Source organism: Marinomonas sp. CT5 (assembly GCF_018336975.1).
In the GTDB taxonomy this organism is placed as follows: Bacteria; Pseudomonadota; Gammaproteobacteria; order Pseudomonadales; family Marinomonadaceae; genus Marinomonas.
The window spans coordinates 3165329-3179807 of record NZ_CP025572.1 but is presented as its reverse complement, the minus strand read 5'-3'; the positions used below and the strand labels follow the sequence as shown (position 1 = coordinate 3179807).

General features: G+C 42.6%; 17 protein-coding genes and 5 tRNA genes. 16 read left to right on the top strand and 6 right to left on the bottom strand.

Annotated elements, in window-relative coordinates:
* Window positions 1–9: 9 nt before the first annotated feature.
* The 7 genes from C0J08_RS15255 to C0J08_RS15225 all read left to right on the top strand — a co-directional run bounded on the left by C0J08_RS15255 (window position 10) and on the right by C0J08_RS15225 (window position 4656).
* Complete coding sequence (locus tag C0J08_RS15255; RefSeq protein WP_212652782.1) at window positions 10–651, top strand: response regulator; 642 nt, start codon at window positions 10–12, stop codon at window positions 649–651.
* Between the two features lie 18 nt (window positions 652–669).
* Window positions 670–2493 (top strand): excinuclease ABC subunit UvrC, encoded by a 1824-nt coding sequence (uvrC, locus tag C0J08_RS15250; protein WP_212652781.1) that lies wholly within the window; start codon window positions 670–672, stop codon window positions 2491–2493.
* Between the two features lie 45 nt (window positions 2494–2538).
* Window positions 2539–3099 carry a CDP-diacylglycerol--glycerol-3-phosphate 3-phosphatidyltransferase gene (gene pgsA, locus C0J08_RS15245; protein WP_212652780.1) on the top strand — a complete coding sequence of 187 codons (561 nt, stop codon included), beginning with the start codon at window positions 2539–2541 and terminating at the stop codon, window positions 3097–3099.
* A 96-nt stretch (window positions 3100–3195) separates the two neighbouring features.
* A tRNA-Gly gene (locus C0J08_RS15240) sits at window positions 3196–3270 on the top strand.
* Between the two features lie 20 nt (window positions 3271–3290).
* Window positions 3291–3364: transfer RNA gene (locus C0J08_RS15235), tRNA-Cys, on the top strand.
* Window positions 3365–3375: 11 nt separating this feature from the next.
* Window positions 3376–3462: transfer RNA gene (locus tag C0J08_RS15230), tRNA-Leu, on the top strand.
* 174 nt (window positions 3463–3636) lie between these two features.
* Window positions 3637–4656, top strand: coding sequence for a site-specific integrase (locus C0J08_RS15225; protein ID WP_212652779.1), 1020 nt, complete (start codon window positions 3637–3639; stop codon window positions 4654–4656).
* A 339-nt stretch (window positions 4657–4995) separates the two neighbouring features.
* On the opposite strand, the gene C0J08_RS15220 is transcribed toward C0J08_RS15225, so the two are convergent.
* A complete protein-coding gene (locus C0J08_RS15220; RefSeq protein ID WP_198432074.1) occupies window positions 4996–5172 on the bottom strand; it encodes a hypothetical protein in 177 nt (58 codons plus the stop codon).
* 227 nt (window positions 5173–5399) lie between these two features.
* Here C0J08_RS15220 and C0J08_RS15215 point away from each other — a divergent pair, with 227 nt between their 5' ends.
* From C0J08_RS15215 to C0J08_RS15205, 3 genes are all read left to right on the top strand, one after another.
* Window positions 5400–5741, top strand: coding sequence for a helix-turn-helix domain-containing protein (locus C0J08_RS15215; protein ID WP_100187049.1), 342 nt, complete (start codon window positions 5400–5402; stop codon window positions 5739–5741).
* A gap of 8 nt (window positions 5742–5749) precedes the next feature.
* Entirely contained in the window at window positions 5750–6595 is an 846-nt protein-coding gene (locus tag C0J08_RS15210; protein ID WP_212652778.1) for an ImmA/IrrE family metallo-endopeptidase, read from the top strand.
* 98 nt (window positions 6596–6693) lie between these two features.
* The gene (locus C0J08_RS15205; protein WP_212652777.1) at window positions 6694–7230 is read left to right on the top strand and encodes a hypothetical protein; all 537 of its coding nucleotides are present in this window, start codon (window positions 6694–6696) and stop codon (window positions 7228–7230) included.
* A gap of 463 nt (window positions 7231–7693) precedes the next feature.
* Here C0J08_RS15205 and C0J08_RS15200 read toward each other — a convergent pair whose 3' ends face one another.
* Window positions 7694–8245 carry a YjaZ family protein gene (locus C0J08_RS15200; RefSeq protein WP_212652776.1) on the bottom strand — a complete coding sequence of 184 codons (552 nt, stop codon included), beginning with the start codon at window positions 8243–8245 and terminating at the stop codon, window positions 7694–7696.
* A 278-nt stretch (window positions 8246–8523) separates the two neighbouring features.
* Between C0J08_RS15200 and C0J08_RS15195 the strand changes: the two genes are divergently transcribed.
* Together C0J08_RS15195 and C0J08_RS15190 are read left to right on the top strand one after the other, a co-directional pair.
* Window positions 8524–8760 carry a hypothetical protein gene (locus C0J08_RS15195; RefSeq protein WP_212652775.1) on the top strand — a complete coding sequence of 79 codons (237 nt, stop codon included), beginning with the start codon at window positions 8524–8526 and terminating at the stop codon, window positions 8758–8760.
* 375 nt (window positions 8761–9135) lie between these two features.
* Window positions 9136–9429 (top strand): phage holin family protein, encoded by a 294-nt coding sequence (locus C0J08_RS15190; RefSeq protein WP_212652774.1) that lies wholly within the window; start codon window positions 9136–9138, stop codon window positions 9427–9429.
* A gap of 167 nt (window positions 9430–9596) precedes the next feature.
* On the opposite strand, the gene C0J08_RS15185 is transcribed toward C0J08_RS15190, so the two are convergent.
* On the bottom strand, window positions 9597–9794 hold the full coding sequence (locus C0J08_RS15185; protein WP_212652773.1) for a CPXCG motif-containing cysteine-rich protein: 198 nt from the start codon (window positions 9792–9794) through the stop codon (window positions 9597–9599).
* 190 nt (window positions 9795–9984) lie between these two features.
* Between C0J08_RS15185 and C0J08_RS15180 the strand changes: the two genes are divergently transcribed.
* Both C0J08_RS15180 and C0J08_RS15175 read left to right on the top strand, forming a co-directional pair.
* Window positions 9985–10410 carry a YbjQ family protein gene (locus C0J08_RS15180; protein WP_212652772.1) on the top strand — a complete coding sequence of 142 codons (426 nt, stop codon included), beginning with the start codon at window positions 9985–9987 and terminating at the stop codon, window positions 10408–10410.
* Between the two features lie 144 nt (window positions 10411–10554).
* Window positions 10555–10989, top strand: a complete 435-nt coding sequence (locus C0J08_RS15175; RefSeq protein WP_212652771.1) for an acyl-CoA thioesterase — start codon at window positions 10555–10557, stop codon at window positions 10987–10989.
* Window positions 10990–11069: 80 nt separating this feature from the next.
* Here C0J08_RS15175 and C0J08_RS15170 read toward each other — a convergent pair.
* A tRNA-Leu gene (locus C0J08_RS15170) sits at window positions 11070–11154 on the bottom strand.
* Between the two features lie 120 nt (window positions 11155–11274).
* Entirely contained in the window at window positions 11275–12501 is a 1227-nt protein-coding gene (locus C0J08_RS15165; RefSeq protein ID WP_212652770.1) for an EAL and HDOD domain-containing protein, read from the bottom strand.
* A gap of 189 nt (window positions 12502–12690) precedes the next feature.
* Between C0J08_RS15165 and C0J08_RS15160 the strand changes: the two genes are divergently transcribed.
* Window positions 12691–12766, top strand: a tRNA-Ala gene (locus C0J08_RS15160).
* 196 nt (window positions 12767–12962) lie between these two features.
* Window positions 12963–14183: a tyrosine-type recombinase/integrase gene (locus tag C0J08_RS15155; RefSeq protein ID WP_212652769.1), complete on the top strand. Its 1221-nt coding sequence runs from the start codon at window positions 12963–12965 to the stop codon at window positions 14181–14183.
* A 49-nt stretch (window positions 14184–14232) separates the two neighbouring features.
* Here C0J08_RS15155 and C0J08_RS15150 read toward each other — a convergent pair whose 3' ends face one another.
* Window positions 14233–14475: a hypothetical protein gene (locus C0J08_RS15150; RefSeq protein ID WP_212652768.1), complete on the bottom strand. Its 243-nt coding sequence runs from the start codon at window positions 14473–14475 to the stop codon at window positions 14233–14235.
* Window positions 14476–14479 lie beyond the last annotated feature (4 nt).

The following is a 14479-nucleotide window of genomic DNA, read 5'->3' as shown; positions in this document are numbered from 1 at the left end:
GAGGTTGTTATGTTGAAAGTACTGATTGTTGACGACCATGATGTGGTTAGCCAAGGTATTAGTCGTGTATTACAGGATGTAAAAGGTGTTGAGGTGGTTGGTGTTGTTCATTCTGGCGAAGAGGCCATTACTCATTCTAAAACGTTATTGCCAGATATCGTTTTGATGGATGTGCATATGCCGGGAATTGGCGGATTAGGTGCAACGAAAGAAATAAAACGTATTCTACCGAAAACCAAGATTATTGCTTTGTCTGCATTGGATGACAATTTATATCCAGTTAAATTATTAGAAGTGGGGGCATCGGGTTATCTGACTAAAGGAACCAATACGTCAGAACTATTAGAAGCCATCCAGCAGGTATCGAAAGGCGAGCACTATATATCTAAGAGTATCGCTCAGAAAATGGCACTGTCTAAATTTTCTATAGATGGACAAGGTTCGCCATTGGGACAGTTATCAGATAGAGAGTTACAAGTCGCCCAAATGATCGTAGATTGTAAAAAATCCAGTGAAATTGCGGAGCATCTAAACGTTAGCCCTAAAACGGTTAGTACTTATCGTACTCGTATTTTTACAAAGTTGAGCATTGAAAGCGATGTTGAATTGATTCATTTAGCAGTACGTTATAATGTGCTTGGTATGGGCTAGGCGAAAAACGAGGTTTGTTTGAGCCATTCAGAATTTGATCCAAAGCATTTTGTTAGCAATTTAACCACACGTCCGGGCGTTTATCGCATGTACGATGAAAAAGGTGAATTGCTCTATGTCGGAAAAGCCAAAAACTTAAAGAATCGTGTCGCGAGTTATTTTCGTGTTACAGGATTAACGACTAAAACCATGGCCTTGGTGAGTCGTATACACTCCATTGAAATTGCTGTCACCAAGAGCGAAACAGAAGCATTGCTTCTAGAACAAACGCTGATTAAGCAGCATCGTCCGCCATTTAATATTTTATTACGAGACGATAAATCTTACCCATACATTTTATTATCCAATCATCATCACCCAGCTTTGTTATTCCGCCGTGGCGATAAAACGGATAAAGGGACTTTGTTTGGTCCTTTCCCAAGTGGCAGCGCGGTAAAAGAAAGTTTGAATACCATGCAGAAGGTGTTCAAAGTGCGTCAATGCGAAGACAGCACCTATTCAAATCGCTCTCGTCCATGTCTGCAATATCAAATTAAACGCTGTTCTGGCCCTTGTGTGAATTTAATCAGTGACGAGGAGTACGATCTGGATGTTCGTCATGCCCGCATGTTCTTACAAGGAAAAGACCAAGAGCTCACAGCTGAAATCACCTCACAAATGAGTTCTGCTGCCGCTGATATGGAATTCGAACGTGCGGCCGAATTGCGTGATCAAATTATTCAACTCAAGCACATCCAAGAACAACAGCATGTTTATGGACAAACTGGAGAGGCTGATGTGATTGCCTCCATTATCCAGCCTGGTGGCTTATGTGTTCATGTGATGATGGTGCGAAAAGGCAAAGTGGTTGGTAGCAAAAGTCACTATCCCAAAATGCCCATCGAGATCACAGAAGGTGAATTATTATCGTCTTTTATCGCTCAATTTTACCTTGGTGGTATTCAAGAGTTACCTAAGACGCTTATCATTAGCCATGAGTTAGAAGACAGTGAAGCGCTGGTGGAAGGTGTTTTTGAAACCACCCAGAAGAAAATTGAAGTACTCAGTAATGTAAGAGGGCAGCGTGCTCGCTGGTTGGAGCTCGCCAAACTCAACGCTGAACAAGGTCTACAAGCGCGATTATCTGATAAACGTAATCACTTTAGCCGTATAACCGCCTTGCAAAAATTGTTAGGCTTCTCTGAGCCGCCAACGCATATGGAGTGTTTTGATATCAGTCACTCCAGCGGTGAAGCAACGGTTGCTTCTTGTGTGGTGTTTGGTGCCGATGGGCCAGATAAAAAGCGCTATCGTTCATTCAACATCGAAGGTGTTGAACCGGGGGATGATTATGGCGCCATGAAGCAAGCGCTCACGCGACGTTATAAGCGCGTGAAAAGTGGCGAACTAGAAGCCCCTGACGTTTTGCTGATTGATGGCGGTAAAGGACAATTAACCCAAGCGGAAGCGGTATTAAAGGATTTGGGCTTGGTCAATATCTTCTTATTGGGTGTCGCAAAAGGCGATACGCGTAAGCCGGGGCTTGAAACTTTATATATCGGCTCCAAAGAAGATGAAGTCGTTCTTCCGCCGGATTCGGCGGCTTTGCATCTTATTCAGCATATTCGGGATGAAGCCCATAGGTTTGCGGTAAAGAGTCACCGTCGTAGAAGAGATAAGAAGCGTCGTCATTCGGTATTGGAAAATATTCCAGGTATTGGACCTAATCGACGCAAAGAGCTGCTAACCGCCTTTGGTGGCTATCAAGAGCTGCTCTCAGCAAGTCAGGAAGACATTTCTAAGGTAAAAGGCATTAGTGCGAAAAAGGCAGAAGAAATTTATCTGCATCTTCATAAAAGTTAAGTTTGGCTAAGTGTGGACGCATTTAGCTTAAGAATTGGGAATATAATGAACATACCGAATATACTGACTTCCGTGCGGATCTTCATGATTCCAATTTTAGTGATTGTTTACTATTTACCGTGGGAAGGGCGTTATTACACGTGCGCAATTATTTTTGCTTTGGCCGCTATCACTGATTGGCTAGATGGTTATTTGGCAAGAAAACTGAATCAAACCACAGCCTTTGGGGCTTTTTTTGATCCGGTGGCAGACAAGCTCATGGTGTCTATTGCTTTAGTGTTGTTGGTAGCCAGCTACTCAAATCCATTATTGACCTTAGCCAGTGCCGTTATTGTCGGTCGTGAAATCGTTATTTCGGCATTGCGTGAGTGGATGGCCGAAATGGGCAAGCGCGCCAGCGTAGCGGTTTCTTATATTGGTAAACTGAAAACCACGATGCAGATGTTGGCAATTTTCATCTTGTTAGGCAGTCGACCAGACACCATGATTGCTCACCTGGGAGAAATAGTACTCATTGCGGCGGCACTATTAACTCTTTGGTCTATGTATATTTATTTAAAAGCAGCTTGGCCGGAGTTAATGGCCAAAGATTCGAACAAAAACTAAACAGAATGAAAAAAAGTGCCTAAGTTAGCTATTTATTTGGATTTTTTCCTTGACGTGAAAGCTCAAATACATAGAATAGGCACCGTCTTTTGAGACGCGGGAATAGCTCAGTGGTAGAGCACAACCTTGCCAAGGTTGGGGTCGCGAGTTCGAGCCTCGTTTCCCGCTCCATTAAAAGATCTTCTGATAGAGGCCGGATGGCAGAGTGGTCATGCAGCGGACTGCAACTCCGTGAACGCCGGTTCGATTCCGACTCCGGCCTCCAAAATCAGATATGCCCGGGTGGTGAAATTGGTAGACACACAAGACTTAAAATCTTGCGATAGAAATATCGTACCGGTTCGATTCCGGTCCCGGGCACCATTTATGGTGCCTTTTTTTATGCCTGCACTTTCTTATCTTGCTCAATCCCTTTAAATATATACTCTCCAGCATTTTCTTAGTGTTGCTTCAAATTGTAAGCTTTTCCGCTTATATGCTATCTTTTCTGAAATTCTGCACCGAAACTGCACCGCACATTGCACCGGAGAATATTCAGTGGCGTCTATTTTTAAAACCGATGATGGATCATGGCGCGCTCAAGTGAGCGTGAAAGGTAAGCGTAAGACGAAGCGTGGCTTCTCTACAAAGCGCGACGCACAAGCGTGGGCGTCTGATTTAGAACGCGAAGCAAAAGAAAGTACTTCCTCTGATATTCCAGATCGTCCCTTTAGTGAAGCGCTAGAACGCTACCGTGATACGGTCAGTGTGACCAAGCGTGGTCAAAAATTCGAAATCCGAAGAATTGAGCGTTGGTTAGGTAAAAGCGCCGATGAACCAGCAGACCCACTTTGTTTTATATCCCTCCAAGATATCCAATCAAAACATTTTGCCGAATGGCGAGACAGACGCCTACAAAAAGTAGCTGTTGGTACTGTGCTTCGTGAATGGACCGTGTTGTCTTCTATTTGCAGTCAGTGTTCGAAGGAATGGGGCTGGTTGAAAGAAAACCCAATGACAAGGGTGAAGCGTCCCAAAGAACCAGAAGCAAGGACAAGACGGCTGTTGCCTGGTGAATTTGAACAGCTGATGATCGCCACACAATACGACATAGACATACCGCCAGAATCCAAGAGCGAACGTATCGGCGCGGCCATCGTCTTTGCCATAGAAACCGCCATGCGTGCCGGTGAAATTTGCGGCATAACATGGGAAGACGTTAATTTAGAAAGACGAACCGTTCATCTACCCAAAACAAAGAACGGTAACCCTCGTACCGTGCCGCTATCCACCACAGCGGTGAAAGTATTGGAAAAGCTTAAAACCTTAGATGACTGCAGGTTAAAAGCCTTTAACCTGAAATCAGATTCGCTTGATGTGAATTTCAGAAAGATACGCAACAAGTGTCTAATAGACGATCTGCACTTTCATGACCTGAGACGGGAAGCTCTCACGCGACTAGCCACCAAAGTGGACGTACTTAACCTAGCCAAGATATCAGGCCATACTGATCTAAGAATCTTGCAGCGGGTTTACTACGCACCAGATATGGGTGACATAGCCTTGATGTTGGATTAGTGAGATGAAAAAAAGGGCATAGATTGCTCTATGCCCTTTGTATTTATCTAGGAGAAGAGCGCCAATGAGAGATTACATGTTCCCATTGACCATTCTTGAACCTAGCGTAAGCTGAAACATGAACGTCTTTTACCGTTTTCATGATCAATACCTCCACTAAAAAAGGAAGAGGAGGGATCTCTATTGAATTATGAGTTGACTACGGCTATGATCAATATTGTTAGATATATCGCATTGCCTGCAGGAGAGACCTCCGGTATATGCCTGAAAGTAAAAATTTGGCGATTCTTACTTTTCAACTCAAATAGAAAAATAGGCTTTCATTGTAGTGATGAAAGCCTATTTTTTTTCCTTTCTCACTCCTTTGAATGGTGTTTTATCTGACGTCTTCACATCCATGAACTGTCCTGTTTCTGCGTCTCTTTTAACCCAATGCCCACTTGGGGTTTGAGTTTGGGAGCGTTGTTTTACTGCTCCATGTCGTCGGTTGTCGCCTGATTTTCCGTTAGTAGCCATGCTACCTCCTATTTTGTTAGATTTAGTTTAACGAATAGATGATTTCTCATCTAACATAGATGATATGATCAATATTGAATAACGTCAACTAAAAATGTACGAATTTGTTAGATTTATCTAACAGTGTGTTCTAGTATGTTATGTATAGACATACAAATATGTTTGCTATATACATACGAAAAGTGTTGTAGTAATATCCGCGACCAATTAAACCATGGAGGTGTAAAATGACATTAGCTGAACGACTAACAGAATTACGGGTAGGCAAAAAAGCCTCACTTCAGGCTGTTGCTGATGCTGTTGGTGTATCTAAGCCTCATATATGGGAGCTAGAGAAGGGGAAAACAAAGAACCCCTCACTAGAATTGCTAAAGGAACTTAGCATATACTACAGCGTAACACTGGACTCCCTTGTTGGCTTAGAAAGCAAAGATGAACAAAATGAACTGAGTTTGATGTTTCGTGAGTTTGATACTTCAGATCTCACCGATTCAGACAAGGCGACGATTAAACAAGCCGTAAACATGGCAATGGCTCTAATCAAGCAGGGGAAACAACAAACAAAATAAGGAAATGAATGTACAAGCTTGATCCGATGGAGTGGGCCGACTGCTATACACCTGAAGAACTTATAAAAGAGCTCTTCAGGCAGCTTCCAAAACTATCATTTCCGATTCCTCTTCACAAAATAGCGAAATCCTGTGGAATAGAAGCAATAGTAGATATTGCGACTCTTCCAGACGTTGAAGAAGAGCCATCTGCAAAATTCCCTCCGGGTTTTCTAATTGATGAAAACAAGGAGCGTGGCTTTATATTTTATAAAGATTTCCCAGATGCTCCCTATCGTAAGCGTTTTACTATCGCCCATGAGCTCGCGCATTTTCTTTTCCCTCACCATCGAAACCACCTAGCTCACGCAGACTTAGAAGCGGGATCTGTTGGTAAAAATGCATCGACTCCGGAGAGAGAAAGAGAAGCCAACGACTTTGCTAATGAACTGTTGCTACCAAAGCATTTGTTTATGAAAGCAATAGAAGGTAAAGAAATAACACTGCAATTCATCAAAGAACTGTCTGAACTAACTGAGTTTAGTGTCGCTCCTCTTGCAAATAATTGTGTCAAAAGCCTGCCTGAAAAAGCACTTGCTGTCGTGCACAGCTATAATTTTGGACAATGTAGTTATATCTGGGCTAATTGGGATGCTCTACCTGGCGAATTTAGTTTTTGGAAAGAAGAGCCACTGCCTGAAGAAAGCATCTTCAGCTCTTTTACAGAATTTCCGGAAGAACTTGTCACTGAGAAACAACTAACCAATGATAGCTGGTTTAAGTCTTTACCCGATGACTTTGATGGAAAAATCTATGAGCAGACCTACTTCCAAAAAAATGGCTACGCTATCACGTTGATCAGCGTAGATTGTTAATCATTCTCTACAACTAGCAAGAATCCGTAAAAAATATTAAAGTATCTGTAAAGATGCGCTACCAATGGGGCGCCAAGTAGCACCTCAAAGGATCGAACATGGAAAAGTTCAAAAGCATCGAAGAGCTTACCCAAATAGATAGAAAGCATTTGCTGATGTCGAGCATTACCGGCTTAAGCCTCGACTTAGCGTTATTGCACGAGAATCTATCCAAAGAAACTCTAAACGAAGAAGTCCCCGACGAGCTGAAAAGCCAGTTCAACATCGCTAAAAACATGGCGTTGTACACCTACTACTTTTACGCGCTCGCACCAGAAGTTCACCTCAAAACCTACACCGTCATTGAGCACGCGCTGCGCGTAAAAGCCGATACGCAAAAACACTTAGGTCTAAGGAAGCTACTGGAAATTGCAGTTAAAAAAGGCTGGATATGTGATGCAGGTTTTAGGCATCTCGATACCAATGAGCCTGGCAATAAATGGTGTACCGATATGATTGATGTCATCCCACAAATGAGAAATTTAAAAGCCCATGGTTCCAATATGCTGGTATGGGATTTTCTGAATAGTGTCGCAATATGTTCTGACTTCCTAAATCAACTCTTCCCTAAACAAGCGGACAAAGACTCTGTATGACAACTAAAGCCTACGCTAAGTTCATTAAAACTATTCGCCGTTGTGAAATTTTGGTTGGATCATATAAGAAACTTCAAATTATAGATGAAGCAAATGAAGTTGATGTTCCAATAATATTTAGGGTCAGATGAAAAACTCTCTTTGACCCTCTCAGATCCCGCCTCATTTTTGGTCGTAAAATCGGAAATCGACAAGCCAACCCCGCATTGGTCGACCAAACCATCGAACGTATCAAAAGGCCACAGCCCGACACTTCGGAGAAGGTAGTTGATAAATCAAGTTTACATGTATAAACTACAGATATTGACAGAGATGTCATATATGGATGCAGCAGAGTGAGTAACATCACACATCCGGCTACCGTAAAAGGTCGAGGGCAACCCGGTAAAGGCTTTCTGAATATCGGGCAAAGGCTCAAAATTTGAATCAATGCTCGACGGAACCCGCTTTTAGGCGGGTTTTGTTATTTCTGGGGTTTGGGAAGAGGCTTTCCTAGCCTAAGATTCTTCGCAATGTTGAAAAAATTCACCTTATCCAGCTTGGGCATCACGTCCTCAGGATAAGCACTGGTAATGTGTATCCTCATTAACTTTTTCTCTCGATACATTTTAAAGGGCACGAAATAGATTATTTGTCCTTCTTCCACTGTGTTGATGGTGACAGAGGCATAGCTTCCATAACCTGCGTGTCCTATGCGGGTTTTCTTGTCTCCAAAGGCATCAACAATTTGTCTCAAATACTTTTTTGAGAGTTCATATCTTTCAAAGCAAAACGGTCTGCTTTCTTTTAGTGTGTGGTACATCAGATCCGCTTTTTCCGCTTCTGTTTGATGAGGGTAGTCTTTTGCGAAGCAATGGAATGAGTAGGAGACAATGAAAGTGTAGGTTTCTTTTTTCCCGTTTCTGATATCGGAGTAAGTCGCTTCATGAGCGTCTAGGTGGCTAAGATCGTATTCTTGGCCGTTTGCATCGATAAACGGTCTCCATTTAGCTACCTCGTCAATCTTTCTCCGCATTCCTCGTCCCAATTTATCAAGAGTAAAGCCAGCTAATATACCTTTGAACGGCTAAAAGTGCCATGTTGGTGAAAGAGGTCTGGGGGGCATTCCGCCTCATTTCTGGTCGAAAAATCGGAAACGACAAACCACCGAACGCGTGAAAGTGCCATTGGTCGGCACTTTGTAGAGGGTTGAAATAAAAATTAATATTTAGACTTGAAGAATATTGTGCTGGCTATATATACAGTTACTGTATGAATAACTATACATTTTAATGAGTTGAAAAAGGATTGTTTATGTCAAAAAAACTCTTGCTAGTCATTGCAGCGCTGTCTTCTTTTAGTGTGTTAGCTGATACTCCTGATCAGTCTAATATTGGACAGTTTGATAAAATGTCATTTTGCACCTACGAAGGTAAACCTTACAGTATTGGGTCTCCGCTTCCAGTTGGAAAAGATTTAGTGAAATGTATTGCGCCGGGCATTAATAAAGATGGCTACGCGAATAAGTCTAGTACAGCGCACTGGGAATGATAGCCTGTAAGTGACTTTGCAAACTTCTAAACCACCTTCGGGTGGTTTTTTTGTGCATGAACAAAACATATTCATCAAAAAACACCTGTGATTTGCCGCCAACATGCCGCCATTGCGTTGTTAAGGCGCTTTGCTTTAGCCCAATATCTATAAGGGTTTAGGTGTAAAATGTCGCTTTCATAAGAAGAGAACGACATTTTGTTTTTGCGCGCGCAAGGCTTGCAAGGTCGGGAATTAGGCGCTAAATTATCTCCATGCTGTTAGTTTTGTATCTGACGGCAACACAACATATCAAGCCTCGCCAAGTGCGGGGCTTTGTCATTTCTGGGCCTCGCATTTTGCGGGGCTTTTTCGTTTCTGGACTGGACGCACCTTATGAAATTCCTACCGGATGAGCTCCTACAAACAGCGGCATTCGTAATGGTCGGTGTGTTAGGTGGGGCTGTGAAATATCTTCGTGACTTTCAACAAAATTCTAAAAAATTCTCATTAATTGATATGCTTATCGCGGTTTTTACTGGCGGTTTCTTGGGCATGCAGATGTTCTTTCTATGCACGTCGATGAATATGTCGTCAGCAATGACGTACTTTATGTCTGGTGTAGTGGGGCTAATGGGTGATGAAGCGATCAAACTATTTGTCAATCGATTCAAGCTGAGCTGGTCATGAGTTTAGCGTTTGTATTAGCTCAAACCTATGATGACTAAAACTCTTCCAAGTCATTAAGACTAAAATCACTAACCAGCACAGCGCTAAGTTCTGGTTATGATAATCTTATCAAAAAAGGCCTAACATATGAGTCATCTATAAGCGCGGAAGCTTTTAATTTCTTCCAATCAATACGTCTCATTTTCAGAGTGTACGGAAACAGAGGTGGAGCCGTCGAAAGCGGTGTCTATGTTAAAGACAATAGGGCGGCAGCAGACTTGGCAATCTTCTATGTATTCTTGGCTTTCATCCAGCACTTCTATGACCACTTCGATGCTTTCGCCGCAGTAGGGGCAGAAGATGTCTTTTTCTAGCAGTTCGCTCATTTGTACCTCTTATTTCTTTTTAATGCGGGTTGTGTTTTTTCTTAATCATAGTAAATATTAGTCTAGTAGTTTGCAGGTTACTTTGTTTGTTTTACCGCTATGATAAAAGTCCACACTTTTATCAATCTGCTTTCGTAGTGTTTATGCAACACTACTATGATTTGGTCGTCGAAGATGAGGTCTTACAATAATGAATACTATTAAATATCTATTTGTACTCGCATTACCTGTGTTGTTGTTTGGCTGTGCCTCGGGCTCGCATGTAGTTACTGGTCAGCAGATGCCAGAGCTTGATCCTGATCAGGTGACAGTGTTTGAAAAGGCGCCAGAGTTTGATTACAGGGTCATTGGTACCGTTCGAGCGTCAAGCGACAACGGTTTTACAGAAGATTCAAGAAGAGAAAAGGCTACTCAAGAGTTGAAAGAGCAAGCGGCAGAAATAGGCGCAAATGGTGTGATTTTAGATGATGTTACTCAGTTATCTTTTCGACGTTTGGGAACTGGGATTGGTATTAGTGCGAGTAGCAGCGGTGGAGTAGGAACGTCAATTGGCTCGAGCTTCTCGTTTCCAACGGCAGAAGCCAAAGGCACGGCTATTTTTTACGAGTCTGAGTAGTTTAGTCGAGTTGGTATTTAACTTACTCCGGTGAATATTGTGCCGCTTGTGTTATTATTTTTTTGTCGGTTTGAAGTGAATTAGTCGACAAAAAAACTATAAAAAACATGTAACAATAATAGATAAACCGATTGAGAGAGCGTTATGGCAGAGTTTGAAGAAAAGGCAAAAGGTCGTCTTACGACTAGAACGGTTGCAATGCCGTCAGATACGAACCCTGCAGGCGATATTTTTGGTGGTTGGGTGGTATCTCAGATGGATATCGCCGCGGGTATTTGTGCCGGACAGCGTGCTCAATCTCGTGTAGTGACCGTTGCTTTGGATGGCATGAGCTTTATTCGCCCAGTTAAGGTGGGAGATATATTAGGAGTGTATACCAGAGTGGAGTCGGTTGGCCGTACCTCGATGAACATTTTAGTGGAAGCTTGGGTGCGTCGTGGTCGTATTGGTCATCGTGAAAAAGTGACTGAGGGAATGTTTAAGTTTGTGGCGATTGATGAGCATGGGAAGTCGACACCGATACCTAAAGAAGAAGACTTGCCTGATTACGTGACCCATGGATTTGACGCTGATTACTGATTGTTATTGATTTGTTTTATACTGATGTGATCGTCGAGAGCAAAAAAAAGCGCTTACCGAAGTAAGCGCTTTTTTTATGTTGGTACCAGTAGGCGGACTCGAACCGCCACACCCGAAGGCAACGGATTTTGAATCCGTCGTGTCTACCAATTCCACCACACTGGCCTTGAAAAAGGTGAAACGCATTCTATATTTTTTTCTATAACTGTCAATCGTTTAACGAAAAAAAAAGGATTTATTTTAGTTTTCGCAAAAATTGGCGAGCGTAGTCGCTGTACCAAAGCTTCAATTGATTGACAGCATCACTTCCTCTGACCACAGCATAGCGTCTAAAAAGGCTCTATTTAATACTGTTCTTTGTGCTGGGCTCATTGCTTGAATACTGTCCCACTTTTGTTCTTCACAATTTAATGTTTGAGTCAGATAAGATCCGAGTTCTCCAGTTTGTTTCATGATGGCGTTTAAAGCATTTTTATCTAACGCAATTTGCTCTAACACCACGGATTTTTCGACGTTGAACACCGCGTCTATCCCAGACATTAATCCGACCATAAAAGCCGAATCGGCAAGAGAGGATTTTTGGTTCTCGGCCAGAAGTTGGCAACAGCGGCCACGCGTTAATAAGACTTTTAACAAAGAGCTGGGTTGTTTAGTGGACGATGTTAGGGTGATTAATAGGGCCCATTTTTTTAATTGCACTAAGCCTAGGAATATCACCGCTTCTTTTATTGAGGTAACGGTTTTGGCGACACCGCAGACAGGACTATTGAGAATTCTCAGTAGTTGATAGGATAATTTGGGATTTTTGGTGACCAATTCTGTGATGGCATCAATAGAGATGTCTTTATTTTGTAGTGCATTCACAAGCTCGATGGCGCCATGGGTTGCAGAGTCTATTTTTTTACCTTTAATAAGCTCGGGACGTTGTAGAAAATAGCCTTGGAATAAGTCAAAGCCGAGCTTTTTACAAAGTTCAAACATGGCTAGATCTTCTACCTTCTCGGCAAGTAAAATCAAACCACGGGCTTTTAGTTTGGCTATTTGTGAAGCATATTGATCGGGTGGTGTGGCTAACACGTCGACTTTGACAATCGAAACCCAAGGCAAGAGTGCTTGATAAGCAGCATCAAACTGATAGTCGTCTAATGCGAATCGGTAGCCAGCAGAACGCCACTTCTTTAGTGCTTCAAAAAATTCAGGTGTCAGCTTTTGGCTTTCGAGAATTTCGATATAAACAGTATCAGGATCGATCGGGAAGAACGCATCAGACAACATAAGCTCTGTTGTCATGTTAATAAAAAAAGGCTTTCTTAATTGGGATTCTAATTTGGTAATCCCGATGCATAAATTCACCAATACTTGGCTAGTGGCAGCCTCGCCATCAGAAAAACTAGCATTTAGGGCGTCTTGTCCACGAAATAGAAGCTCATAACCAAAAATGTCTTTTGATTTTTTGAGTATGGGCTGTTGAGCCATCATCAGATCATCTAATACCGTTGGAAATTCAATCATTGAACTTTTCTCATGTTATTAAGGCTTTTCTATAAAAACAAAGCAGGCTTCTATCAGAACATGCTTACATTTATCAAAACAATATTCAAAGTGTTAGATTTTGTTGTTTTAGTTACTTAAAAAATACGGTCTTGGTTTCAAAAAGGTTGACACGCTAGGGAAGCGCTCATAGAATTCTTGCCAGTTTTTGGGGCCTTAGCTCAGCTGGGAGAGCGGTTCGCTGGCAGCGAACAGGTCAGCGGTTCGATCCCGCTAGGCTCCACCAAATTCACGTCCCATACGTTCCCATATAGTCCCGAAAGCCTTGAGTTTTCAAGCTTTCGAATTTACTATCTTTCCCATACAGTCCCATACAGTCCCACCTAAACCCCCAACAAAGAGGGGTATATTCGGGGGTATATCGGGTTTTTCATGGATTGATACCCCCAATGGGGGTACCAAATGATGCGATAAATTGACTTATGCCACTAACCGACAGGGCCATTAAATCGGCTGAATTGCGCGAAAAACAATATAAATTATTTGATGAGAAGGGACTTTATCTGCTCATTAACCCCAACGGGTCTAAATATTGGCGGTTGAAATACCGAATTTCTGGTAAAGAAAAAACATTGTCTATTGGTGTTTATCCAGAAATATCACTCAAAGAGGCAAGAGAAGAGCGAGAAAACGCCAGAAAGCAGTTAAAGGAAGGTGTTGATCCTAGCGCAGATAAGCAGGTTCAGAAGGTCTTACAGGGCGTTAGCCGAGAAAACAGCTTTGAGTCTATTGCTCGTGAATGGTTAACAGTTCCAATGAGTGACAGGTCAGAGGGGTATCTTGAAAAGATCAGACGGGGGTTAGAGCGCAATGTTTTCCCCTTCATTGGTCGTCGACCTATATCAGAGATTACCGCTCAAGAGATTTTGTCCATGCTAAGAAAGGTTGAGGACAGAGGGACGATTGATACCGCTCACCGGTTACGCTGGCAGATTGGCTCTATTTTTAGATATGCCATTGTTACTAGCCGCGCATCTTATAATCCTGCTGGTGATTTAAGAGGTGCTTTACGGCCGCACCAAACCCAACATTTTTCGGCAATTACAGAACCTGAAGAGCTGGGGCGCTTAATGCTGGCGATTTATCGATATGCTGGCACACCTGTCGTTGTTGCTGCTCTTAAATGCACAGCGCTTTGGCTTTGTCGCCAAGTGGAGCTAAGGCACTTAGAATGGTCGCAAGTAGATTGGAAGAAAAAAAGAATAGAGCTGGTATCTGCTAAGAAGCACTATGACCACATTATTCCGCTAAGCACTCAAAGTATTGAAATACTTACAGAGCTTTACGCTATCACTGGGCGAGGCAAGTATGTCTTTCCTAGTGCTCGTGGCGGAAGTCGGCCTTTATCAGAAAATGGTACAAGGGTAGCTTTGAGAACGATGGGGTATGAGAACGATGATCAGACGCCACATGGATTTCGGGCGACGGCCAGAACGATACTCGATGAAGTGTTGGAATATCCACAACACCTCATCGAGCACCAGCTAGCACATAGAGTAAAAGACGAGAATGGGCGAGCATACAATCGAACCAAGCACTTAGATAAGCGCGAAAAGATGCTTCAGCACTGGGCTGATTACCTTGATGATTTGCGGCTTGCTGCGAGTGGTGGGGGTATTGATGAAAGGGAAGTTGGGGGTTAGTTTTTAATAGCAGGGTGCTGGATTATTTTTTGGTATGCGTATCTTCAATTTAGGGAGCTATTGACGCATCAATGCGACGACATAGTTCGTCGTATTCGCGCCTATTTCTATCAAGCATAGAATGGCAAAGTTGCTCGGCATAGATACGACGCTTAAATAAGCGTCCAGCCTTTAAACTTCTCATATCGGCTTTCCTTCTAGGATTAAATGTCATTTCTCGAATATGATGTAGGTTGATTACTTCGTAAAGGATATCGCCTTCGTTTGCGTTTTTTACGGAATGATTAGGCATTATC